We start from the raw sequence: 25,621 nt of genomic DNA, 5'->3' as shown, positions 1-25,621 counted from the left end.
TTTCAAAAAATCTTACTTGAGTGTAATAGTTCTAAATTTTTTATTGTATATAGCTTACAACGTATTATGGTTATATGTAATAAAGTGTGTGAAAGCTAAAATGATAATATGAGCCAGATATAACTTTAAAACCTTGCTTCTAATTATTATACTTTTTTAGTTGTCGAGACCTTTGACCAAACTTATCAAGTGATGAGCTACGCCAGGATGTTCTTTTTCATAGTAGTCAGCCATAACCTTAATAAAACTAACATCTGCACTGGTTTTAATATCACTCTCAGAAAGCATAGATAGCTTCTCAATATTTCTAGGCAAATCAGTTAATTTTTTTCCAAACATATTCTTGTAGGCACGTGAATTCTTACCCGAAAATAGAGCGGTAAAAGCCTTTATGCTAGATTCAGGAACCTTTTTACTATCATACCTGCTACTAATATAATTCATAAACCACGGTTTGGCATTATCACAGTCTGGCACGTGCCATAAATAACGCTCAGCGTTCCCTGTCAATACTATGTCTGGTTCAAGTACTTTAACTACATCATCTAAAATATAAGGATTTCTAAAATAAACAACTTCACTAAAAATTCTTTTAAAGATATCAAACCTACGTTGGAAGAAGCTATCGCCAAATAGTACTAGTCTACGATTGTATAGGGCGTAAGGATTAAAGAAAAAATATAGGTGACCAGTATTACCTTCTAAGCCTGAAGCTGTAGAGAAGTGTTGCACACGGTTTTTTGGTAAACCGCTCAATCCCTTCAGAGATTGCATTTCTTCTAAACTATCTCCTCCAAGCATATGTCTCAAATCTCCAACCAGATCAGCATGTCCGTAAATAGGCTTTGGTAATTCAGGGTAGCCAAACTCTTTCATTACCTGCTCAATCACTTTCAATACACCAGAAGCATTAAGGTGTGAATCTTCTAAAAGATAATCTTCTGGTAATATAGTAGGATACAATACCTGTGGGTGGTGATGTTTGTCAGAAAATATAGGATTAAGTTCAACACCTATACTTTGGAATCTTTCGCGAAATACAATAGGTTTGCAGGGAAATACTATATGTTTATATTCAAATCCTTCTCTTTTGGCAATTGATACGTTATGTGTCATATTTTTTTGAAAGTTATCTATCATTTTCGTCTTCAGTGCAACCTCACCCATCAGAAGTTGAAACTGATGCTGCGCTCTATCTTTTTGCTGTAAAAAAAGCACTTCTCCAAAAGTAATAACATCGTTCTTTATTGTTAAATGTGGGTTGCTCTCAAGCTGCATAGGAATTCTCTCAATTTTTGCAAAAATGACTAAGTTCTTTAGTATATTTCCTAATTTCAAAACTAATAATTACATTGAAATAAATAGCTTTCAAACAAGAGAAACAGTGCAGATAATATCGATATATTAACTAATATGTTTGACACTATCTAGCTAGCTAAATTTATCCAGTTAAACTGATTTAGAGGATTATTGCTTGACTTGAAAGCATACTCTAGTGTTGTATTATTAAGTCTCATATTAGATATATATCTAATAATTATCTCAGCCCGTTATACTACTTACAGTATTCAAGCTATTATAAATCAGTGATTTAATATACAAAAAGACACCCCATTGTAGGGGTGTCTTTACTTTTTTTCAATAGAGTTTTAGTAGTTAATAGGTTTTTGACCCTTTTACCAACCAGTAACTTCTTTTAGCTTTTCACCAAGCTTAGATGGGTCACGTGTATACGCGATGCCAGCATCTTCGAACGCTTTGAATTTCTCTTCAGCAGTACCTTGACCACCAGAGATGATAGCGCCAGCATGACCCATACGCTTGCCTTCTGGAGCAGTAACACCAGCGATATAACCAACAACTGGCTTAGTTACATGGTCTTTGATGTAAGCAGCAGCTTCTTCTTCAGCAGTACCACCGATCTCACCGATTAGGATGATTGCTTCAGTTTGTGGATCAGCTTCGAACAATTTCAATGCGTCAATCTGGTTCATACCAGGGATAGGATCACCACCGATACCGATACAAGTTGACTGACCAAAACCAAGCTTAGTTGTTTGAGCTACGGCTTCATAAGTCAATGTACCAGAGCGTGAGATGATGCCCACTTTACCTGGCTGATGGATATGGCCTGGCATGATGCCGATTTTGCACTGACCCGGAGTGATAACACCTGGGCAGTTAGGACCAACCAGACGTACGTCGCCCGCTTCTTCAAGATAGCGTTTGGCTTTTAGCATATCGATAGTCGGTACGCCTTCAGTGATCACAACGATCAACTTAACGCCAGCATCGATGGCTTCAACAATAGAGTCTAGTACAAATGGTGCTGGTACATAGATAACAGAAGCGTCAGCTTGAGTCGCTTCCATGGCTTCCGCCATGGTGTTGAATACTGGTAAGCCTAGGTGCGTTTGACCGCCTTTACCTGGAGTCACACCACCAACTACTTTTGTACCATATTCGATGGCTTGTTCAGAATGGAACGTACCATTTTTACCAGTAAAACCTTGTACCAATACTTTGGTATCTTTATCGATTAATACACTCATTATATTTTCCTTGTATTCGGTTGTCTTGTAATAGTGGTCTTTACAACTATCATTATCAAATTTTGATAACCAATCTTTATTATAAAAACCACTATTACGATTTGACTACTATGCTTAAGCGTTTATCTCTAAACACTTATATTTAAAGACTTACGCTTTAACAGCATCGACAATTTTTTGAGCCGCGTCAGATAAACCTTGAGCTGAAATCAATTTCAAACCAGACTCTTCTAGGATTTGCGCGCCTAACTCAGCGTTGTTACCTTCTAAACGAACAACAACTGGTACTTGTACGTCAACTTCTTTGATAGCAGCGATAATAGCTTCTGCAATCATGTCACAACGTACGATACCGCCGAAGATGTTGATTAGAACGCCTTCAACACTGCTGTCTTCTAAGATAATTTTGAACGCTTCAACAACGCGATCTTTAGTTGCGCCGCCGCCAACGTCCAAGAAGTTAGCAGGCTTGCCGCCATACAATTTGATGATGTCCATGGTCGCCATGGCAAGACCAGCACCGTTAACCATACAACCGATGTTACCTTCTAGAGCAACATAGTTTAGGTCAAACTCAGCCGCTTTAAGCTCACGCTCGTTTTCTTGAGTTTTATCCTGTAGCGCTGCGATTTTTGGCAGACGATATAGGGCGTTTGAATCGATGCCAATTTTGCCATCAACACAAACGATTTCGCCATTTTCACGAACAGCTAATGGGTTGATTTCCATCAATGCAAAGTCATTTTCAACAAATGCTTTATAGGCGCCAGTCATCAATTTAACAAATTGATTGATTTGCTTGCCTTCTAGACCAAGTTTGAACGCAACGTCGCGCGCTTGGAAAGGCATTAAACCAACTAAAGGATCAACGTGTACTTTGAAGATTTTTTCTGGTGTGTTGTGAGCAACTTCTTCGATATCTACGCCGCCTTCGGTAGATGCCATGAAAGTCACGCGACGAGTCGCACGGTCAACAACAGCGCCAAGATATAGCTCAGTTTGTACTGGATACATATCTTCTGCAACCAATACAAAGTTGACTGGCTGACCATCAGCATCAGTTTGGAACGTTACTAGGTTAGTACCGATCAGCTCTTCAGCAACTTGCTTGGCTTCTTCACGAGTTTTAACCAGTTTTACGCCACCAGCTTTACCGCGACCACCAGCATGTACTTGCGCTTTAATTACCGCGATATCCGTTGGGGTTTTATCAAAAGCTGCAGCAGCTTCGTCGCCGTTATGAGCGATGATGCCTTCTTGAATTGGCAATCCGTAGCTTTTTAATAGCTCTTTTGCTTGATACTCATGTAAATTCATTGATTGTATCCTTTATTTTTTACAATTAATAAAAAGTGAAATCAAGTGCGCACATATACATATGAATCATACGTCTGACGCACTCATGATTGTGGCATCACCAAAATAGCGATACCCCAATCAGGTTGTAAATCGATAATAATTAAACGAGCAACTAGTTATTTCTTACGCTTTTTGCGCTGGATAGCGTGGATAGCACGGCCATCTGCAGATAGCGCAGCTTCATGCACTGCTTCTGAAATCGTTGGATGCGCAAATGTCATCAGCTGCAAGTCTTCAATACTAGAGACAAATTCCATTGCAATCATACCTTGATGGACGATATCACCCGCGCCAGCAGAGATAGCATGCATACCTAGCAAGCGATCAGTTTTGGCATCAGCAACGACCTTAACAGAGCCTTCCGCTTCACTTTGAGCAAGTGCACGGCCGTTAGCTGCTAAGTTGAATGAACCAGTTTTAACTTCGTAGCCAGCTTCTTCAGCTTCCTGCTCAGTCATACCAACCCATGCGATTTCTGGATGCGTGTAAATGACATTAATAATAGTGTCATAGTTTACCTGAGGTTTTTCGCCATGGATACGCTCAACGGCCATCATACCCTCTTCCATTGCTTTATGTGCAAGCATAGGACCACGGACTAAGTCACCGATAGCGTAGACACCATCAAGATTGGTTTTACACTGGTCGTTTACATCGATAAGACCACGTTCCGTTAAGGTGATACCACTGTCTTCACCAAGCAGTTTTTCAGAGTATGCGCGGCGGCCAACACAAACGATAAGTTTGTCAAAGCTTTCTTCAGATGACTCACCTTTGGTTTCGCTCGTGACAACCACTTGATCGCCTTTTACTTCAGCGTTAGTGACTTTGGTATCAACACGAATATCAAGACCTTGTTTCTTGAGTAACTTACCAGCTTCTTTAGCGATGTCTTTGTCAGCAGCGGCTAAAAAGCTTGGTAGCGCTTCATAGACTACCACTTCAGCACCTAGACGACGCCATACAGAACCAAGCTCAAGACCGATAACACCAGCACCGATCACGCCTAAACGCTTAGGAACTTCGGTAAAGTCAAGTGCGCCAGTAGAGTCAACGATACGATCGCCATCTGTTTTGGCCACAGGAATGTCAATAGGTACAGAACCAGCAGCAAGGATAACGTTTTTTGCGGTAATAGTGCTTTCGCTGTCATCTGCTAGAGCAGTAAATTTGACTTTTTTGTCAGCGCCTTTACCGTCAACTAGAGTACCCCAGCCTTGTAGCCAGTCAACACCATTACCTTTCAGTAGTGCAGCGACACCGCCGGTTAATTGCTTAACGATACCTTCTTTACGAGCAATCATTTGCTCGACATCGATGGTGACATCGCTCGTACTGATACCATGCTCAGCAAGGTCGTGTTTGGTCGCTTCATAGCGATGTGAGCTATCAAGCAATGCCTTTGATGGGATACAACCAACGTTCAAGCAAGTACCGCCAAGTGCAGGCTCGCCTTTGTATAAACGTTTTTCGATACAAGCAACACTCATACCTAATTGACCTGCACGGATAGCAGCTTCGTAGCCACCAGGACCGCCGCCGATGACGACTAAATCATAACTGTCTTTCATAGTAGGTTCCTATTTTTAATTATCATTTTAATTATAAATATCATTTAAACTGAGGATTATTTCGTTAATAAACAGCTAGTACCACTGTCTAGACTAAAGTTAAAAAGCTTGTATCAGTGGTTGCCGATACAAGCTTAAGCGCTTACAGGTCTAATAGTAACATGGCTGGATCTTCGACCAACTCTTTGATAGTAACTAAGAACTGTACTGCTTCTTTGCCATCGATCATACGGTGGTCATAAGACAGCGCAAGATACATCATTGGTAGGATTTCCACTTTACCATCGACAGCCATTGGGCGTTCGTTGATAGCGTGCATACCTAAGATCGCAGTTTGTGGTGGATTCAGGATAGGTGTAGACATCAATGAACCAAATACGCCACCGTTTGAGATAGTGAACGTACCGCCAGTCATATCATCTAGACCCAGCTTACCTTTCTGTGCAAGGCCACCAAGCTCACGAATACGGCTTTCAACATCAGCCATGCTCATGCGATCCGTATCACGCAATACTGGAACTACCAAACCACGGTCTGAAGATACTGCAACACCAATATCATAGAAACCATGATAAACGATGTCATCACCGTCTAGTGATGCGTTGACTGCTGGGAAACGTTTCAATGCTTCTGTCGCTGCTTTTACGAACAATGACATAAAGCCTAAACGTACACCATGACGTTTTTCGAACTGTTCTTTGTACTTAGCACGCATGTCCATCAATGGTTTCATGTTCACTTCGTTAAACGTAGTCAACATAGCCGTGTCTTGTGATGCTGACAACAGACGTTCAGCCACGCGTTTACGCAGACGTGTCATTGGAACACGTTTTTCAGTACGCTCACCCACCGATTCAGCTACTGGACGGCCGCTATCCGACTTGATGCTGCTGTCCGCTTTCAATGTTGGGTTTGCCATGTCAGTTTTGGTCACACGGCCACCGCGGCCACTGCCTTCGACGTTTTTCGGATCTACGCCACTCTCTTTCGCTGCTTTACGAACGGCTGGGCTTTGATCTTTATGATCCGCATCATTGCTCGCATTTTGAGCAGGCGCTTGTGCCGGCTCGCCACCATCTGCCGCTTGAGCTGATTCAGCTGGTGCTTCTTCTGCAGCAGGAGCCGCAGCTGCACTAGCACCGGCTTCAAACTGAGCAATAAGCTCATCAGACAAAACAGTATCATCAACTTGTTTGACGATTTGAGTGACAACACCATCATCTGGTGCCACAACTTCTAGTACCACTTTGTCAGTTTCGATTTCGGCCAGTAGGTCATCACGGCTAACTTGTTGACCTTCAGCAACATGCCACTCAACGATTGTACCGTCAGCAACAGATTCTGGAAAAACGGGGGCTTTGATATCAGCCATCGATATACTCCTTAGATTTGGATATTCATATTTGTTATTAAGTCGTGATAAGCAGTCAGCGCCATCTTGGATAGCCTTCTTAGATAATACTATCTAGATTGTGTTACAGCATGCTGACTGTTATCGCCTGATTCATTTATCTTCAATAATCTGTTACTTAGACAACTCATCGACACTGATACCAAGACCACCAGCGATCAACGCTTGTTGCTGCTGAGCGTGCAGTTTTGGTGAGCCTGTTGCAGGTGCTGCACTCGCAGGACGTGCCACTGGCTCCATGACTTTTGCCTTGGTTGGGTGCGGTGCCACGATACGGAACATATGCGGTGCTAAGTAATACCAAGCGCCTTGGTTAAGCGGCTCTTCTTGCGTCCATACGATCTCAGCCAAGTTACTGTATTTTTCAATCTCAGCAATCAAGCGTTGCTCTGGTAATGGGTAGAGCTGTTCGATACGAACGATAGCCACATGATCTAAACCTAATGCACGGCGCTGCTCAAGCAAATCATAATAGACTTTGCCGCCACATATCACCATACGCGTCACTTTATCAGCGTTGTGATCGTCGATCTCTGAAATTACAGTTTCAAACTTACCATTAGCAAGCTCTTCTAGATTTGAAGTCGCAAGCTTATGACGTAGCAAGCTCTTCGGTGACATAACGATCATTGGTTTACGGATTGGGCGTATCGCTTGACGGCGTAAGGCATGATAGATTTGCGCAGGCGTCGTAGGTGTGATGACTTGCATGTTGTCTTCAGCACATAACTGTAAAAAACGCTCTAGACGCGCAGATGAATGTTCTGGGCCCTGACCTTCAAAGCCATGTGGTAACAACATGGTTAGACCACAGACGCGCTGCCACTTGGTTTCACCACTTGAGATAAACTGATCGATAACAACCTGTGCACCGTTAACAAAATCACCAAATTGCGCTTCCCAAACGATCAAAGCGTTTGGTACTGTTGTTGCATAACCATACTCAAAAGCCAATACGGCTTCTTCTGATAGTAATGAATTATAAGTCGCAAAACGGGCTTGTTTTTCACTGATATGAGCCAGTGGCACATACATGCTACCGTCATTGACGTTATAAATCTCACTATGACGATGGGAGAATGTACCACGACCGACATCTTCTCCGGTAATACGTACCAAGACATCATCATTATCAACCAATGAAGCATAAGCCAATGTTTCAGCTGCACCCCAGTTCAATGGCTCTTCGCCTGTTTGCATTGCCAAGCGTTGGTCAACTACTTTTTGAACTTGACGTTGTAGCTTATAGCCTTCTGGCATTTGTGCCATGCGACGACCATAACCTTTTAGGGTTTCGATATCGACACTAGTGTCCCATTCATCAACCAAATCATGACCCAAATAAGGCGTCCAATCTACAAACAGCTCTTCGTTTGGCTCATTGACTAGTGAACTAGCAACATAGTCACCACGATCTAAAGACTCACGATACTCATCTTCATACTGCTTTTCTTCGTCGGCACTTAAAATACCAGCTTTGATAAGCTTCTGTGCATAAAGTGTGCGGGTGGTTGGTAGCTTTTTGATAACAGCATACATGAGAGGCTGAGTGGCCGATGGCTCATCTGCTTCGTTATGACCGTTACGGCGATAGCAGAACAAATCAATAATGATGTCTTTATCAAACTCACGACGGTAATCTAATGCCAATTGGGCAGCAAACACTACAGCTTCAGGATCATCACCGTTCACATGTAGAATAGGCGCATGTACCATTTTTGCGACGTCAGTACAGTATTCAGTTGAACGAACATCTTCTTGACGGCTAGTGGTAAAGCCTACTTGGTTGTTGATGACAATGTGTACTGTACCACCAGTGGTATAAGCACGAGTTTGTGACATTTGGAAAGTTTCTTGGACCACACCCTGACCAGCAAAAGCAGCATCACCATGTACGACGATTGGCAATACCGAGTTACCAACTTGATTGTCTCCAAGTGATTGATCACTACGGCGAATCTGACGGGCACGTACTGAGCCTTGTAACACTGGCGCGACGATTTCAAGATGCGATGGGTTAAATGCTAAGGCCAAATGAGCCTCACCACCTGGTGTCATCACATTAGATGAGAAACCATTATGATACTTCACATCACCTGAGCCTTTTTCTGGCTGAACCTTCCCATCGAACTCATCAAATAAGTCTGCAGGATTTTTTCCCAAGATATTGACCAATAAGTTTAGGCGTCCGCGGTGCGCCATACCAATGACCATCTCTTTGGTACCGTAACTACCAGCACGCTGGATGATTTCATTGACAGCAGGGATAAAGCTTTCACCACCTTCAAGACCAAAGCGTTTCACACCCGTATATTTACGTGCTAAATACTTTTCTAACCCTTCGGCTGCTGTCAAACGCTTAAGAATAGAGATGCGTGTTTCTTTATCGAACTCGATATGACCTAAATTGCTTTCTAGATACTTTTCCATCCAGCGTTTTTCTACACTGGTGGTTACGTGCATATATTCGACACCAATGTGACGGCAATAGACACGCTCCATGATTTCAATAATTTCGCGTAAAGGTGCTTCATCTTTGCCAATATTTAAATCATTGGTAGGAAATACGGTATCAAGGTCGGCTTCTGAAAGGTTGTGATAAGCGAGGGTCAAATCTTCCACTTCGGCACGTGGTTCTAGATTTAATGGGTCAAGATTGGCGCGGCGATGACCACGGCGACGATATGCTGAAATCAACTGCTGCACACCCATTTGCTTGGGGTTTGTACAGTCCACTGTATTATTAGTGGTTGATTGACTACTACTCTTGCCTGCTGTCTGGTTGCGTGCGAGCAACAAAAACTGTTCTTTAATAGCATTGTGTTGAGCATCGTTTGGCGATTTGTACTGTTCAAAGTATGCTTGCCAATCGCTGTCAACGCTATCAGGATCATTAAGGTATTGCTCATAAAGAGCTTCTATATACTGGCCGTTATCAGCCGCCAGTTCTGTATGGCCTGAGCCTTTTGCTTCTTTAGTTATACTATTCATAATAATCGTCTATTTGATAGATAAATGAATGGAATCGTGCTTATTATTGTGTAATCTGTCGTACGTTAGATGCTAACGCCTATAATATCTATATGAAAAATATAATTATTTGTGAACGTCCGGTTTTCTTATCCAACTCGTTTCACAATATTAATTTATATATACTACTAGCCATAACCAATTTATTGATAACCAGTTATCTATAAATCATCAATGCAGCACCTAGCTATTTTCACCACTGTTATTCGCTATGTCTAAGATATTACAAATTTTCTGCCCAACATACACTGCTGTATAGAGTAACATGACTGTATTTTATGACATAGTTTGTTTGTTCAATACTAGGTATTTAGGTAATGAATAACTATTATCACTTCAGCCACCTGATAATAACTTTATCATGATTTTTAAGATGTTTTGGTACTTTATTACTAGGGCTTGTCCTAGCACCGGAAAGCATGCATGACTGATATTTGTTCATCACAATATCGTCCGTATATAACCATGCACTATTCTAACATCTAAATTAACCAATATCTCTTAATGAGTGCTTACCGATAACGCTAATTATATAGTTTGCCTATGTATATATCATGATTTCTTACACACAGCCAACGTATTGTTAGCACAGCCTTACCTTTAGTAATTTATCATTTTCTCAGCTCTAGGCCCTGCCCTAAATCTGAGTATGAAATATCAAACCATCTCTAAACTATACGCATAAAAAACACCACCTAATCATTAGGTGGTGTTTTTTATGCAGTATCTGCAAAAAACCATGCAATTATAAACGATTAACCTGCTTGGTCAATCAACATATTACGTAGATGACCAATTGCTTTGGTAGGATTCAATCCTTTTGGACAAACTGACACACAGTTCATGATGCCACGGCAACGGAATAAACTGAATGGATCATCTAAACGAGCCAAACGAGCTTGAGTATCACCATCACGACTATCAGCCACGAAACGATAAGCATGCAATAGTGCTGATGGACCTAGGAATTTATCAGGATTCCACCAAAATGATGGGCAACTGGTTGAGCAGCAAGCACATAGGATACATTCGTATAAGCCGTTTAGTTTTTCACGCTGTTCAGGTGACTGCAAACGCTCTGTCGGCGGTGCTGGCTGATCATTGATTAAGTACGGATGTACTTTTTCATATTGCTCATAGAATTGGTTCATATCAACAACCAAATCACGAACTACCGGCAAACCAGGTAAAGGACGAACCGTTACTTTTTCTGGCAAAGTATTCATGTTAATTAGACATGCTAAACCATTTTTGCCGTTGATGTTCATGCCATCAGAGCCACAAATGCCTTCACGGCAAGAGCGACGGAAGGTAATAGTCTCATCTTCCTTTTTAAGACGTAATAACACGTCAAGCAACATGCGATCTGAGTCTAGTAACTCAATCGTATAAGTTTGCATGCGTGGCGCTGCGTCCACATCAGGATCGTAGCGATAGATTTCGATGGTGCGAGTACCTCGGCTCATAATGCTAAACTCCACACATAGGTGATGGCGGGCATACATAGGTTGCAACATAATAACACTAGCTATCAATCTATAATGATATGTAATATCAAATATCGATTAATAGCCTAATAGCGCTGGCAGGTGCATGTAGCTAGCGGTCACCTTTTTAATAAGTTAATAAAGAATAAAACATTAACGCTGCTGCGTTATATCATACGTCATATCTAAAATTAATAGACACGGACCTTTGGCTCGATATAGTCAACGGTTAATGGTACTTTGCGGACTGGCTTATAAACAACACGATTGCCTTCAGAATACCACAAGGTATGCTTCATCCAGTCATGATCATTACGACCATTTGGCGCATAATCATCATCTTCTGGACGATCATAATCAGACACACTATGAGCACCGCGGCTTTCGTGGCGCATCGCTGCTGATATCATTGTTGCTTTTGCTACTTCATACAAGTTAGCGACTTCAAACGCCTCGATACGAGCGGTATTAAAGACTTGTGATTTATCAGCCAAATGAATTTGGTCGATTTTATCACCTAGCGCTAAAATCTTTTTAACGCCTTCGTCCATAATAGCTTGCGTACGGAATACGCTAGCATGTGTTTGCATTGTTGCACGAATCTCATCAGCCACTTCTTGCGCGTTATAACCTTCAGTAGATTGCTGCAACTTGTCTAGACGACGCATAGTGAAATCAAGCACACGTGGATCTAATGGTTTGTAGTTATGGTCTGCATGGTGGAACTCATCAACGATGTGCTTACCAGCAGCACGACCAAATACAACTAAATCAAGTAAAGAGTTAGTACCTAAACGGTTGGCACCGTGCACACTCACACAAGCACACTCACCGATTGCGTAAAGACCCTTAACGACATTGCCTTTCGTATACAAGCCTTCTTCATCAGTACCAGCTTCTAAGTCAGGTGTAACTACTTGACCATGAATCGTCGTTGGAATACCGCCCATCATGTAGTGAATAGTTGGAATAACTGGGATAGGCTCTTTAGTGATGTCTACGTTGGCGAAGTTTCTGCCAATTTCAAATACAGATGGTAGACGTTTCATGATGGTATCTACCCCTAAATGCGTCATATCCATGACGATATGGTCAGCATTAGGACCACAACCACGGCCTTCTTTGATTTCTTGGTCCATAGAGCGTGATACGAGATCACGTGGCGCCAAATCTTTTACAGTAGGTGCATAACGCTCCATAAAGGCTTCGCCATCTTTGTTACGCAAGATAGCCCCTTCACCACGGCAACCTTCAGTCAATAGTACACCTGCACCATGAACACCCGTTGGATGGAACTGCCAGAACTCCATATCTTGTAATGGAATACCTGCACGAACCGCCATGCCAATACCGTCGCCAGTATTAATATAAGCGTTGGTAGAAGCGGCAAAGATACGACCTGCACCACCTGTCGCTAGAACAGTAATCGGTGACTGGAATACAGCGATAGTACCTGTTTCTTGCTCAAGTGCGATAACACCATTGATGTTACCAGCTTCATCTTTGATCAAATCAAGCGCAATCCACTCAATGAAAAACTCAGTACCTTGCTCTAGGTTTTTTTGATACAAAGTATGTAGTAGCGCGTGACCTGTACGGTCAGCAGCAGCACATGCACGTTGAACGGCTTTTTCGCCATAATTCGACGTATGACCGCCAAATGGACGCTGATAAATCGTGCCATCTTCGTTACGGTCAAACGGCATACCCATGTGCTCAAGCTCATAAACGACTTTTGGCGCCTCACGGCACATGTACTCAATCGCGTCTTGGTCACCTAACCAATCTGACCCTTTGACGGTGTCATAAAAGTGAAAGTGCCAGTTGTCGTTGCTCATGTTACCCAAGCTTGCACCAATACCGCCCTGAGCCGCAACAGTGTGCGAACGGGTTGGGAATACTTTGGTCAAGACTGCAACCTTCATACCTGCTTCAGCCAAATGTAGTGAAGCACGCATACCTGAGCCGCCCCCACCAACGATGACTGCATCGTAGTTTAGGGTCTTAATGTTACTAATGGTATTATCTTGTCTAGTTGCCATTACGGTTTTCCTAATGCCTGTTAATGCTTAGAATTAAATAAAAAAGCTGTATCAAGCATCATCTTATTACAGGGCTGAATGTCATATTTATTCAGCCATTAAATGCGATTACTTAATAGGATGACGCAAACAACTTTTGGCCACTTAATTTGCATATCTATCGTTATATTAGGCTAGTTTCTTTTACTTTCAAATTGATTGGCTGTCTTTAAATGACCGCTTAAGTCAGAAACTGCCCAATGCTATGACTATTATTGGCTATAACGGATGGCTTTTAAATCATTCAGCAGCCAATAGTGTTGCTGAGCACACCCGCTATTGTTATAGATAGTAAAGGTATAAATTATTGGGTTAAACGGCGACTACACCGAATCCACTACCCCAAAAAATCATGATACCCCAAAATAGAAAGACTAAAATAGCGATAATCATTAATGACTGTAGCACTAAACGTAAACTTGCTGCGCCTGAGCCTAATTTGCCAGTGGTAATATAGTCAGTAAATACTGTCCACATACCTACCCAAGCATGACCAGCCAATGCAAGTACAGCAACTAAGCTGAATAAACGCATAGGCAAGCTAGTCATAAATGATGACCACTCAAGATAAGTGACATCGCCATGGGTCAAAAAGAAGCCCAACAACACCACACTATAAACGGCTAAAACAACAGCGCTGATACGCTGGATAATCCAATCACGTGAGCCTGAGCCGGTCAGACCAGTAGCACTTTTTATTCCTGAATCATTTTTAATCATTAGAACATCACCCATACAAATGACGCGACAATTAGAATCGCTGCAATCACAAAACTGACCTTAGAAGCGGCACGGCCAGATTTTAGCTCTTCGTTCATGCCCATGTCAGCGAATAAGTGTTTGATGCCCATCACAAAGTGATAAGCAATCGCGGCAACAAATATCCATGCTAAAAAGCGCACGAGTACGTTGTCAAATACGGTCTCAAAACTCTCAGGCGATGCCAGTGAGTTCTGCAGGAGCCATAGCATGACGGGAATCAATAAAAATAAAATAATGCCAGATATACGATGCAAGATTGAAGCAATTGCGATCGGTGAGCGATTAACGCTAATCACTTGGCTTAAAGGCAGATCAATAGGTCGGTTGCTTTTCACAGCGGGCATCCTTTTTGCGGTTATACTCCTGTATCTGCTATCAATGCTTTATATAAATATTATATAAAGCAACGAGCAACACATGAGACGAATAAAGTAAGGAAGGGCTAGCTGACGTAGTTTAATTTGCGCTAAAGTTAGAAGGCGAATACGTCTTATACTATAATACGTTTTATACTATATAGACGATCCAACATAGCTCATTGAGCTAATGCATCCCCTCATCAATAAAATTTTTACTGACGTTCTGACAGTAAAGATGAGGCGTTTGATAAATCGATTAACTATTCTATTTTTACTGATTGCCATTAACAAAAAAAAGATAACGCCATTGTGTCATCTCTATGGTATCACTTTTGTTAAGATAAACTTTATTATTGGCTGTTTAAAGATAGAACAATTAACAAAAATATCCAAACGACAGGCTGGTTTTGGTCTATAAGCTGGTTATCCAATCGTAATAAAGCATGAGTAAAGCAAAACTTTACAGATTACTCAACTAAGATTATCGCTTAATCTGCGCAAAGCTAGTGCCAGTTAAATCCCTCTAATTATAAAATGCCTGAGCACTAATTACAAATTTATCCCCTAAATACTGATTATTAGTGATGAATTAACAAAAAGCTGGCTATTTGCAATATGAATTCATTAATATTACTCACTTCTTATGCACCAAAAACTCAAACTCAATAGTCGTTCGTTCATACTCTGTCTGTTTTATAGTCAATAGACCTAATTTTTTTGGTCAGTAATCTTGCCAAAAACGCTTTAATATTATAATGTTAATGAGAATCATTGCTTTTTATAAAAAAGGGTTTTTGACACCAAATTACTTATTGGACATATTTTGATACAAAAATTACAGGGGATAAACGCGGCTAAACGGTACGAATGAGCAGTATTGATAGTAAAAGTCTTTTCAAATCACAGGGAATTACTGCTAATATACTCTGCGTATTAAATGAGTTAGATGTATTTTGAGCATTTGACTGACGATGACGCGAGGGTATGCGTCCGTAATAATTTTATTCTAACAAGCTAAAACAATGGAGAGCAATTTATGGCTGACAACAATGCCAAACTAACCGTCAATGATGACGAATACGAACTGCCTATTATTAAAGGTACTTTAGGGCGCCCAGTTATCGACATTGCTGCTCTACAAGGCTCAGAATTTTGGTCTTATGACCCTGGTTTTAAAGTAACTGCCCCTGTTGAATCAAAGATTACTTATATTGATGGTGGCAAAGGCGAGTTATTACACCGCGGCTACCCTATCGATCAGTTAGCAAACAATGCTGAATATCTAGAAGTTGCTTACGCCTTAATTCATGGCGACCTACCGAACGCTGAACAAAAAGCAGATTTTTTTGAAAAAATCCGTAAACATACAGGCGTTCACGATCAACTACGTAAGTTCTTTGAAGGTTTCCGCCGTGATGCGCATCCAATGGCTATTATGGTAGGTGTCGTTGGTGCCTTATCTGCGTTCTATCACGACAACTTAGACGTGAGCAACGAAGATCACCGCGAAATCACAGCTATCCGTCTAATCGCTAAGATGCCAACGCTTGCCGCAATGAGTTATAAATACTCACAGGGCGAACCGTTTATGTATCCGCGTAACGACTTTAACTACGCTGAAAACTTCTTGTACATGATGTTTGCAACACCTGCGGATGTTGACTATCAAACCAACGATGTCATCACTCGCGCCATGGACAAGATCTTTACATTGCATGCTGACCACGAACAAAATGCGTCAACATCTACTGTACGTCTAGCAGGTTCTACTGGTGCAAACCCTTATGCTTGTATCGCTGCTGGTATCGCTGCTCTTTGGGGACCATCACATGGCGGCGCCAACGAAGCTGTTCTTGAGATGCTAGATGAAATCGGTACTGTTGAAAATGTACCTGCATTCATGGAAAAAGTGAAGAGCCGTGAAGTGAAGCTTATGGGCTTTGGCCATCGTGTCTACAAAAACTTTGATCCACGTGCACAGGTTATGAAAGAGACTTGTGATGAAGTATTAGGCGCGCTTGGTATCAACGATCCTAAGCTTGAACTAGCAATGGCGCTTGAAAAAATTGCATTAGAAGATCCGTTCTTCGTTGAGCGTAACCTATATCCAAACGTTGATTTTTACTCTGGCATTATCTTAAAAGCCATTGGTATTCCAACGTCAATGTTTACAGTGATCTTCTCACTAGCTCGTACTTCTGGTTGGATCAGCCATTGGTTAGAGATGCACAGCACTCCGTTCAAAATCGGTCGTCCACGTCAGTTATACACTGGTGAAACGCATCGTGACTTCGTTGAAGTTGCAGACCGTAAATAAGTAAAGGCCTCTTTATTGCATAAAAAATCCCGCCATCGTGCGGGATTTTTTATGCTTTAGGACTTTTCTGAATGGCTAGCAACTTTTATTTAAATGATTCTAATGTTTGCTCATATTTGGCAATTTGCTCATCATAGCCTTCAATCGTTTCGTTGAATTTGGTCATGAGTGTTTCAAACTCCTCTTGCTGATCAGCTTTCATCTGCTGCATATCAATGACCTGCTGGGCCTCTATCTGTTCCCACACCTGATGCTGAATGATCAGACGTGCCAACGCAGGACTCTTTGCACTGACTCGCCCCGCAATTTCTGCGCTTTCAAACAACTGTGGCACCAATGTCGCAATATTGATGAGTGTATTCACATCTTCTGCGTTCAGTGATGTGGTCACAGGTTGGTAAAGCGTATCCATCGCTTGTTGATAGCTTTCAATGATTTGCTCTTCTGTTAGCAATACAGGCTTGCGCGGTTCGAGACTGATACGCTTTAAAACCGTTAAGTCACGCTCACCCACCTCGGTACTGGTATTAATATCAGCAAGCGGCGCAGTCTCGCTATCTCCTACAGTAGAATCTACCGACTTAGTAGGTGTTGTCTCTACTATATCTACACTGGCCACTTTATTTTTACTATCATCAACGGTATCGTTGGCCTTAGCAGAACTGGTGTCAGGATTTAGTAGCGAGTCTGGATTTTCTGAGGCATCAGCCGCTTGTAATGACTCATACTCCGCCTGTAAGCGGCGCTGTAACCCCTGCATTTGTGTCACGTAAATGGGCTGATATTGCGCTATTCTGGCAGCAGCTGACTCACTCTGCGGCATGGGTTCATTGTCTTTGGCATTTTCCTGTGCACTGGTCTGACCGTCCTCCAATATAGGCTGAGTTTCCGACTGCTGCTGACAACCTGCCAAAAACAGCATTCCCGTTAGTGTCGCCATAAGTAAAGTCGTAGGAGGGCGAGCATTAATAGCAAGCTTTGCTGGAAAAAAATTGATCATGAGATGAGACATCCTTATTAGCACAAAATATTAAAAGCTAAACTATCAATGAACTATCGGTACGAGGTTTTTGTGCGATAGGGTTTACGGTCAAAAATGGAATACAGGCTTCTAATGCTTGGCAGTCCTGTTTACGCTGATGACGAATAAAATAATCCTGCACCATACGCGCCTGCTGTTCGATACCATACTTAAAAAAAGGCTTGCCTATCTCAAGTACATAATCATAACGACGATCAATAAGCGCTCCACGCACTACTTTTATACCTTGCTGTAACTGCCATACATGGGTTAACTCGTGTATCAACCAGCTTTGCTTACCCAATGAAGCCTTGCTAAAATCCGTAATCCAATCTGCTGGATGAAAATAAATATTGCCATTGGGACTGACGGCATAGTTCTTTAGTACCCACCACGCGGTCTTAAGCTGAACCTCATCGAGATTGATACTGTTACCAAAAACCGAACGGGCCAGTGCTACCTCACTAACGGTCAATAGACGTGAAGACTGTTTTGCACTGCTAGCTAAATATCGATTTGAAAAACGCTTAAATATCGATTGAGACATCATTAATCTAATACCTTATGCTTGATAGGCTATTTCTAATAAATTATGCTTGATGAACAGTATTTATTAATTCTGCTCATCAATGTGGCTAAGCTGTTAATAGGGATAAACTCTAAAAACCAAAGCGTTTGGGACATAAGCTGTACACTTAGCGAGCTTTCATTAACATTAGCCTATGATAGCTTGTAGCGTGCACGATACGTGCCAAATATCATTTTCCAAACCGCTAGCATCTTGAAAAACCGATCGTTATATAGTCATTCAAACATTCCTTTGTAATAGAGAGCCTTATGCCACCTAACTTTCACGCCGACACACCACTTGCCCAGCGCATGCGTCCTAGTCGCCTTACTGCTATTATTGGTCAAGAGCATTTACTAGCGGTAGGGGCACCATTACGATGTTTGGTCGAACAAGGACATCTGCCATCGATTATTTTGCATGGCGAAGCAGGTATTGGTAAAACTACTATTGCCATGCTATTGGCGAATGCTGTAGGTAGACCTTTTCATGCATTATCTGCGCTAAATACTGGTGTTAAACAGTTACGTGAGGTATTAGATAACAAAGACTCGCTCGGCTTTGAGTCTCCTGTAGTATTTATTGATGAAATTCATCGTTTTAATAAAGCTCAACAAGATGCATTGCTAGGTGCCGTAGAGGCCGGTGACATCACCTTGATTGGCGCTACCACTGAAAACCCCTCGTTCAGTGTCAATAATGCGCTGTTATCACGTTGCCAAGTGTATCGTTTGGAACCACTGACACCAGAGCAAATAAGTGCGGTATTACAGCGGGCTATTTCAGAAGATACCATCCTTAAAGAACTAACGATTGATTTGCGGGCACAAGATACGATCAGCCAACTGGCACATGGTGATGCTCGAAAGGCATTAAACTTATTAGAGCTTGCCACTCAAACAGCGGATACCAATCAGTCAACCGTCATCATCGATGATGAGTTGGTCGCTCGTGTCGCTCAGACCGCGCTAGTACGCTACGACAAAGATGGCGAGCAACATTACGATATCGTCTCAGCGATGATAAAATCTATACGCGGCTCAGATCCAGATGCTGCCTTATACTGGATGGCGCGGATGCTGGTAGGTGGCGAGCCTGCTGACTTTATCGCACGGCGCTTAGTTATTTTGGCCAGTGAAGATATCGGTAATGCCAATCCTAATGCCCTCCTCCTTGCTGATGCAGCATTGCGCAGTGTGCAATCAATTGGTATGCCAGAATCACGTATTATATTGGGCCAAGTGGTGGTTTATCTGGCAACCAGTGCCAAAAGCAATAGCACTTATAAAGCTATCAATGCAGCGATGGCGTTGGCAGAAAATGATTCCTCTCCTGTGCCGCTCCATCTACGCAATGGTGTGACCAAGCTGATGCGTAATCAAGGCTATGGTCAAGATTACGTCTATCCCCATGACTATCCCCATCATTATTATCCGCAATCTTATTTGCCAGAGAAATTAATGGGCACAAGCTTTTACGAGTTTGCAGACAATCAGCGAGAACAACATAGCAAACAATTTATGGATTGGCTAAAAAGCCAAGCAGCAAGTAATGACTAACCACGTATAGACGTGCCATCTTATTATGTAACGTGCTCTTTAATGCCTGAATAGTAGTGATTATTGATAATACTTATGACTATTTTTGATAGACTGAACGATATAGTGGGAAGATGCCTCAGCACGTTGTGATGAAAAGCGTTAAAATAACCTCATAATGAACTATACAAGCAATTAAGTGAGTCACCTTTATATCAAATGATATTGCTTATAGCGCGCTTTGCTTGACCGTAACAGCGCTTTGTATTATCTACTGCTCTAATAGATAGATAATGCTTTAGATTCCAAATCACACCTATCTATAAATAATAAAATATTGAGATTTACTATGAGTTTAAATACGATTCCTGAGATTATCGAAGATATTCGTGCTGGAAAAATGGTCATCTTGATGGATGATGAAGACCGCGAAAATGAAGGCGATATCATCATGGCAGCGACCCATGTTCGTCCTGAAGATATCAACTTTATGATTACCCATGCGCGTGGCTTAGTTTGCTTAACCTTATCACAAGCACGTTGCCAACAGTTGGCACTGCCATTGATGTCAGATCGCAATGAAGCAAAATTTAGCACCAACTTTACCGTCTCAATTGAGGCCGCAGAAGGTGTTACCACAGGTATTTCGGCAGGTGACCGTGCTCGTACGGTTCAAGCGGCTGTTTCTTCTTCAGCAAAACCTGAAGACATCGTCCAACCTGGTCATATCTTTCCAATCATGGCACAAAATGGTGGCGTTCTGCATCGTGCTGGCCACACAGAAGCAGGTTGTGATTTGGCACGATTGGCAGGTCTTGAACCAGCAGCAGTTATTGTAGAAATTATCAATGCCGACGGTACGATGGCACGCCGTGACGATCTAGAGGTATTTGCAAAAGAACACGACATCAAAATAGGTACAATTGCTGAACTCATCAACTACCGTATCGCAAATGAACAAACCGTAGAAGAAGTAGAGTCATATCCGTTTGAAACTGAGCACGGTACTTTTACCTTGCATCGTTTCCGTGAGTTTGGTGCTGAAGAGACACATTTAGCGTTGGTAAAAGGCGATGTCAGCGAAGGCGTCAGCACCGTACGTGTTCATGGCTTCCATCCATTGCGTGATTTATTCGCCGCTAAAAATGACATGACTGGTCGTAGTGGCTGGAGCGTACAGTCGGCACTAAAAGAGATTAATGCATCAGAGCGCGGTGTGTTAGTTTGGATTGGTAACAATCAACCCGTTGATCTCGGCGATGCATTAGATAAAGCTGCAGACAATGAGTCGCAATCTACCATCACGCAACAACCATACCGTAGTATCGGTGTTGGCGCTCAGATACTGCGTCATTTAGGTGTTCGTGACATGCGTCTATTGTCATCACCAATGAAGTTTTTTGCATTATCAGGTTTTGATTTAAATGTGGTTGATTTTGTTCATGCACCGCAGCAAGACTAATATGTGTTTGCATCATTGATGCAAGCATTTAAGCTTAAATAAAAAGGCATGCTACTCCAACGTTAGCATGCCTTTTTCGTATTCGATGATTTTATTTATTATTTCAACTCATGTACTTATACAGAGCAATATTTTAATGCTTTTAAGTCTCAGGTGTATGGCCCACCTTTTCTTCTAAGGCTAATAGCCGCGCACGCTCCTCGGCTGTCCATGGCAACTTATCCTTTCCATTACTATCTAGACGTACCACAACTGCTTCAGCAATGGCAACGATTGCCTGTTGGGCTGTGCTGTAATAGCTGTATTCCATTACGATACTGGTTCTACCCAAGCGCTGACAACGTACGCCTAAGAGCAAAGTATCTGGATAAGTCACTGGACGCAAGTATTGACAGCTAGACTGAGCTAATACTGTGACCATACTGCCGTCAAACATGCCCAATGCCTGTAAATAAGCAATACGTGCTGACTCAGAGTAACGATAATAAGTGACATTATTTAAATGATTAAAGGCATCCATTTCACCCCAATGAATGGGTTGATGATGAATAATCGAATAATGTGCCAACTCAGCAGGGATGTTTTTTGCTCGCTTACTGACTGTTGATGGCACTGTTTCTTTAGTATTGGTCATAATAGCTCACTTTTAATTCTATATTATTAGCCATACATCTTTTTAAAAGGACACAACGCCTATCGGTGCTAAGGGTTGTCCAAAACTTGCGTGGTCAATAATGGTGTTGGTTTCGGTGCTTTGGCAATCAATTGATCCAACCAGTCTAAAACTTCTGAAATATCCGTAGGAGCTGATTTGGTTTGTAAATCATTTTCGTTAGGTGTTTTTATTGTATCTATTGACCCTTGCACGGCTGAAGTTTGTGCGGCTGGTTTTCTAGGAACTAAAAACTGCAACTGCGTTCGCGCTTGCGTCAAATAACTTATAAGTTGATCATGCTCACGCATATTGCTGGCTTGAGTCGCTAAATTCAGGGTCATAATCACTTCATGAATCGTAAGCTGCGTACGCGTGAGACCTATATTATTATCGGTAATCTTCGTCTGCATGGAGGTATTAGATACACGTTCACGGCTTTGCAAAAAATCTTGAATATTTTGGATGGCTAAGTTTTGTAGCTGCCAAGGGTTGGGTTGAGCACTGCTTGCCTGTAAACGCTCGATATCTTTCATCAAGTTTTGCTTGATAACGATGGTCAATGCTGGCGCAATTTCATTACTGCTTTGTGAGAGCTGCCAATGTAGACCTCGCAATAACTCAATTGCGGCACTATCGTTACTATCTACCAATAGTCTATCAACAGCTCGGAGTTGAATACGTAGTAAATCCAACTGATTTTGAGCTTGGTTGCTACCGTTGTTACTAACCTCTGGCAACGTCTGCTGACTCATCGAAAATAAGCGATCATCCATCTCATTTAGACGGCTAACGATTTGCTCATTGCTTTGTAGGCGCTCATTAATGTTCTGCTGAAAACGCTGTTGACTGATATATAACCAAAATGATGCAGCGATAAGCAACAAAATCAGCAGCCATTGTAATCGTACCAACAACATGTTCGCTTGTTGTCGCTGTTGAGTGGCGGAGGGTTCATCAGGTAACGATTGAGGATTAAATGACATCAGGCAGTGCCTTTATTGATAAATTCAAATACATTTGAAGCAAATAAATATAAAATGTTGTTGTTAAGCCGTGATCTTCTTTTAAAGATAGTGATAAATGACAGCCAAAGCAGATAAACAGTGTCGATAATATTGCAATATTAACCAACTATTTGAAAAAATTCGCAATTTAGGTCACCATTAAGTAAATTGAGGCTGCACCTTGATAGCAGCGAGAATAGTTTCTGGCGCCAAGTTTTCCACACGCCAATAGCTTAATTGTTGTGCTGCGACCATATTGGCTAAGCGCTCACCTAATACGACATACTCAAAGTCTGATAGCTCTAGCGTGATCGCTTCGTCGCGAGCATCTTGCACAATACCGGTCCAATGCTCAAAAGCAGCGCCACTGCTAATCACAACGATTGGCTTGGGCGGCTCCGATAGAGCTATGTTTTGACTTGAACAATATGTCGAAAATTCTTGTAACCACTGCTGATACTGTCTGCTTGCCTCAACAGGCATCTTGCGCTCATACCAAGCGATACTATCGATATGCACACCACGCGCTTGTAACGTATCCACCAATAGTCGTCGTCCACCGAGTCCACGCCATATCAACAGTTTATCACCTGCTTGTAAACGATCAATCTCAGGCATCGCTAACATACCCTCATTATTGGCAACGCTAGGCTGTAACACCTGATAATTTGATGCACGAATATTGGTATCATTTAATACAGTCGCAGTTGCTTCACCGACAGCAATCAAATGGCTTGGCGCTCTTAAATCCTGAAGCTCTGCCTCTTTGCGCTCATCTCCACTCTCCTGAGATTGCTGAACATGGTATTCACATTCAAGTGCTTGCCAAACCGCTAGGCCCGAAGCTGCCGCAGTTGGACTGACAATCACCAATGCCTGATACTCACCTGCTAGCCATTGCCGCATCCGTACCATATCATGGTCAGTTATCGGCCGTGACTGTAGCGCCAACATTGGTATCTCAATCACACTAAATCCTGCCGTCTTTAGGTGCTCCGTCAGCGCTGCCGCACGCTCTACTGGCCGCGTATTGATGATTATTTGCGGTAGCGATGACTTGTTATACGGTTGAGTATTAGAGGTGGGATTGGCGTGATTTAACATTGATGACATAGACGTACCATGGCAAACGGTGAAGAAGTTTACCTGACTATAGTTTCACCATTATTGATGCTGAAACTATAGTGAAGGTAATAAAATATTGACGTGTTATTCAGGGTGATAAATCGCTGACAAAATGTCACCAGCTCCATCAGCAAGCAATAGCTTTGCAACATCAATACCCAGTTGATTGGCTTGTGTTTCTTGTGCTTCTTGGCTGCCGACTAATGTGACCCGTTTTTCTGCTCTTAACAGTTCACTACCATCTGCTTGACCTACTCGACCACGTAGCCACAATACATTACCATCGTCATTATTGCCATCATCACCGTTGTCATCGTTGTTAGCATCGGTTTCATCAGCCATCTGTAAAACAGCGTAAGCTGCAATCGGAACTTGGCAACCACCTTCTAGGTGACGGTTTAACGCACGCTCAGCGATGAGGCGAATACGGGCTTTGTCATCATTCAACGGTGCAAGTAGTTTAAGTACCTCTTCATCGCCTTCACGACACTCAATCGCCAGCGCGCCTTGGCCAACTGCAGGTAAGCAAGCATCAATCTCAAGCTCCCCGCGTATGCGCTCGTTCAACTCAATACGCTGCAAGCCACTGGTCGCGAGTATAATAGCATCATACTCACCAGCATCTAGTTTACCCAGGCGAGTACCCACGTTACCGCGTAAGGTTTTGATCTGCAAATCTGGGCGATAAGCTTTAATTTGACACTGACGACGCAAACTTGATGTACCAACAATAGCACCTTGTGGTAACTCATCAATATTATGATAAGTGTTAGAAACAAAAGCGTCCGTTGGTGAGGCTCGTTTACAATAACCCCCGAGTGTCAAGCCTTCAGGAAGTTGCATCGGTACGTCTTTTAATGAATGTACAGCAATATCGGCTTGTTTATTATACAGTGCTTGCTCAAGCTCTTTAACAAACAAACCTTTGCCACCAATTTTGGCCAATGGTGTATCCAAAATTTTATCACCTTTAGTGACAATTTTTAGCAAGTTAACAGTCAAATGAGGATACATCTCTAATAGACGATCACGAATATGCTCAGCCTGCCATAGTGCTAAAGGGCTCTGACGTGTGGCAATATTTAATGTGGTCAATGCAGGTTTCTGTGAATTGCTCATAAAAGGCCTCAATAAGTTAGATACTATAATCTTGGTGCTGTTTATATTAGTTCCAACCATGTCGGTGCTAAACCCTACTGCAGATTTCCTACCAAAGATGAACGGTATAAACCAGTTATAGTAATTGCTGACGCAAAAAAACACCCCTATTTAAGCATAAATAAGGGTTTGATGATATGGTGTGATTAAGCTGTGTTCTC

General features: G+C 42.1%; 19 protein-coding genes. 3 read left to right on the top strand and 16 right to left on the bottom strand.

Annotation, left to right across the window (positions count from 1 at the left end):
* Window positions 1-156: 156 nt before the first annotated feature.
* From ACT3SX_RS03595 to sdhC, 10 genes are all read right to left on the bottom strand, one after another.
* Window positions 157-1,338 carry a hypothetical protein gene (locus tag ACT3SX_RS03595; protein WP_442062119.1) on the bottom strand — a complete coding sequence of 394 codons (1,182 nt, stop codon included), beginning with the start codon at window positions 1,336-1,338 and terminating at the stop codon, window positions 157-159.
* Window positions 1,339-1,676: 338 nt separating this feature from the next.
* The gene (sucD, locus tag ACT3SX_RS03590; RefSeq protein ID WP_110922029.1) at window positions 1,677-2,552 is read right to left on the bottom strand and encodes a succinate--CoA ligase subunit alpha; all 876 of its coding nucleotides are present in this window, start codon (window positions 2,550-2,552) and stop codon (window positions 1,677-1,679) included.
* A gap of 150 nt (window positions 2,553-2,702) precedes the next feature.
* Window positions 2,703-3,869, bottom strand: coding sequence for an ADP-forming succinate--CoA ligase subunit beta (sucC, locus tag ACT3SX_RS03585; RefSeq protein WP_442062123.1), 1,167 nt, complete (start codon window positions 3,867-3,869; stop codon window positions 2,703-2,705).
* A gap of 158 nt (window positions 3,870-4,027) precedes the next feature.
* Complete coding sequence (gene lpdA / locus ACT3SX_RS03580; protein ID WP_192991733.1) at window positions 4,028-5,482, bottom strand: dihydrolipoyl dehydrogenase; 1,455 nt, start codon at window positions 5,480-5,482, stop codon at window positions 4,028-4,030.
* Window positions 5,483-5,624: 142 nt separating this feature from the next.
* Window positions 5,625-6,854: a 2-oxoglutarate dehydrogenase complex dihydrolipoyllysine-residue succinyltransferase gene (gene odhB / locus ACT3SX_RS03575; RefSeq protein WP_442069522.1), complete on the bottom strand. Its 1,230-nt coding sequence runs from the start codon at window positions 6,852-6,854 to the stop codon at window positions 5,625-5,627.
* A gap of 153 nt (window positions 6,855-7,007) precedes the next feature.
* Window positions 7,008-9,884: a 2-oxoglutarate dehydrogenase E1 component gene (locus ACT3SX_RS03570; RefSeq protein ID WP_442069523.1), complete on the bottom strand. Its 2,877-nt coding sequence runs from the start codon at window positions 9,882-9,884 to the stop codon at window positions 7,008-7,010.
* Between the two features lie 794 nt (window positions 9,885-10,678).
* Window positions 10,679-11,389: a succinate dehydrogenase iron-sulfur subunit gene (locus ACT3SX_RS03565; protein ID WP_192518379.1), complete on the bottom strand. Its 711-nt coding sequence runs from the start codon at window positions 11,387-11,389 to the stop codon at window positions 10,679-10,681.
* Between the two features lie 212 nt (window positions 11,390-11,601).
* A complete protein-coding gene (sdhA, locus tag ACT3SX_RS03560) occupies window positions 11,602-13,452 on the bottom strand; it encodes a succinate dehydrogenase flavoprotein subunit (protein WP_192518378.1) in 1,851 nt (616 codons plus the stop codon).
* A 351-nt stretch (window positions 13,453-13,803) separates the two neighbouring features.
* A complete protein-coding gene (gene sdhD, locus ACT3SX_RS03555; RefSeq protein ID WP_318779507.1) occupies window positions 13,804-14,208 on the bottom strand; it encodes a succinate dehydrogenase, hydrophobic membrane anchor protein in 405 nt (134 codons plus the stop codon).
* A gap of 2 nt (window positions 14,209-14,210) precedes the next feature.
* A complete protein-coding gene (sdhC, locus tag ACT3SX_RS03550; RefSeq protein WP_075101402.1) occupies window positions 14,211-14,597 on the bottom strand; it encodes a succinate dehydrogenase, cytochrome b556 subunit in 387 nt (128 codons plus the stop codon).
* A 1,051-nt stretch (window positions 14,598-15,648) separates the two neighbouring features.
* Between sdhC and gltA the strand changes: the two genes are divergently transcribed.
* Window positions 15,649-16,929 carry a citrate synthase gene (gene gltA, locus ACT3SX_RS03545; protein WP_442069524.1) on the top strand — a complete coding sequence of 427 codons (1,281 nt, stop codon included), beginning with the start codon at window positions 15,649-15,651 and terminating at the stop codon, window positions 16,927-16,929.
* Window positions 16,930-17,014: 85 nt separating this feature from the next.
* Here the strand turns inward: gltA and ACT3SX_RS03540 are convergent, their stop codons facing one another.
* Window positions 17,015-17,929, bottom strand: coding sequence for a hypothetical protein (locus ACT3SX_RS03540; RefSeq protein WP_192518375.1), 915 nt, complete (start codon window positions 17,927-17,929; stop codon window positions 17,015-17,017).
* A 37-nt stretch (window positions 17,930-17,966) separates the two neighbouring features.
* A complete protein-coding gene (locus tag ACT3SX_RS03535) occupies window positions 17,967-18,497 on the bottom strand; it encodes a type IV secretion protein Rhs (protein ID WP_192518407.1) in 531 nt (176 codons plus the stop codon).
* A gap of 290 nt (window positions 18,498-18,787) precedes the next feature.
* Here ACT3SX_RS03535 and ACT3SX_RS03530 point away from each other — a divergent pair, with 290 nt between their 5' ends.
* A complete protein-coding gene (locus ACT3SX_RS03530; RefSeq protein WP_192518374.1) occupies window positions 18,788-20,077 on the top strand; it encodes a replication-associated recombination protein A in 1,290 nt (429 codons plus the stop codon).
* Window positions 20,078-20,405: 328 nt separating this feature from the next.
* On the top strand, window positions 20,406-21,518 hold the full coding sequence (gene ribBA, locus ACT3SX_RS03525) for a bifunctional 3,4-dihydroxy-2-butanone-4-phosphate synthase/GTP cyclohydrolase II (protein ID WP_192518373.1): 1,113 nt from the start codon (window positions 20,406-20,408) through the stop codon (window positions 21,516-21,518).
* Between the two features lie 142 nt (window positions 21,519-21,660).
* Here ribBA and ACT3SX_RS03520 read toward each other — a convergent pair whose 3' ends face one another.
* From ACT3SX_RS03520 to hemC, 4 genes are all read right to left on the bottom strand, one after another.
* Complete coding sequence (locus tag ACT3SX_RS03520) at window positions 21,661-22,152, bottom strand: acyl-CoA thioesterase (RefSeq protein ID WP_192518372.1); 492 nt, start codon at window positions 22,150-22,152, stop codon at window positions 21,661-21,663.
* Between the two features lie 68 nt (window positions 22,153-22,220).
* Complete coding sequence (locus ACT3SX_RS03515; RefSeq protein WP_192518371.1) at window positions 22,221-23,156, bottom strand: hypothetical protein; 936 nt, start codon at window positions 23,154-23,156, stop codon at window positions 22,221-22,223.
* A gap of 180 nt (window positions 23,157-23,336) precedes the next feature.
* Window positions 23,337-24,290 carry a uroporphyrinogen-III synthase gene (locus ACT3SX_RS03510; RefSeq protein WP_225739069.1) on the bottom strand — a complete coding sequence of 318 codons (954 nt, stop codon included), beginning with the start codon at window positions 24,288-24,290 and terminating at the stop codon, window positions 23,337-23,339.
* 96 nt (window positions 24,291-24,386) lie between these two features.
* Window positions 24,387-25,421 carry a hydroxymethylbilane synthase gene (gene hemC, locus ACT3SX_RS03505; RefSeq protein ID WP_442069525.1) on the bottom strand — a complete coding sequence of 345 codons (1,035 nt, stop codon included), beginning with the start codon at window positions 25,419-25,421 and terminating at the stop codon, window positions 24,387-24,389.
* Between the last annotated feature and the right edge of the window lie 200 nt (window positions 25,422-25,621).

Origin of the sequence: Psychrobacter sp. AOP31-B2-9, assembly GCF_052378005.1 — a bacterium.
Lineage (GTDB): Bacteria > Pseudomonadota > Gammaproteobacteria > Pseudomonadales > Moraxellaceae > Psychrobacter.
The sequence above is the reverse complement of the archived record's forward strand: the minus strand, read 5'-3'. Positions and strand labels throughout refer to the sequence as shown.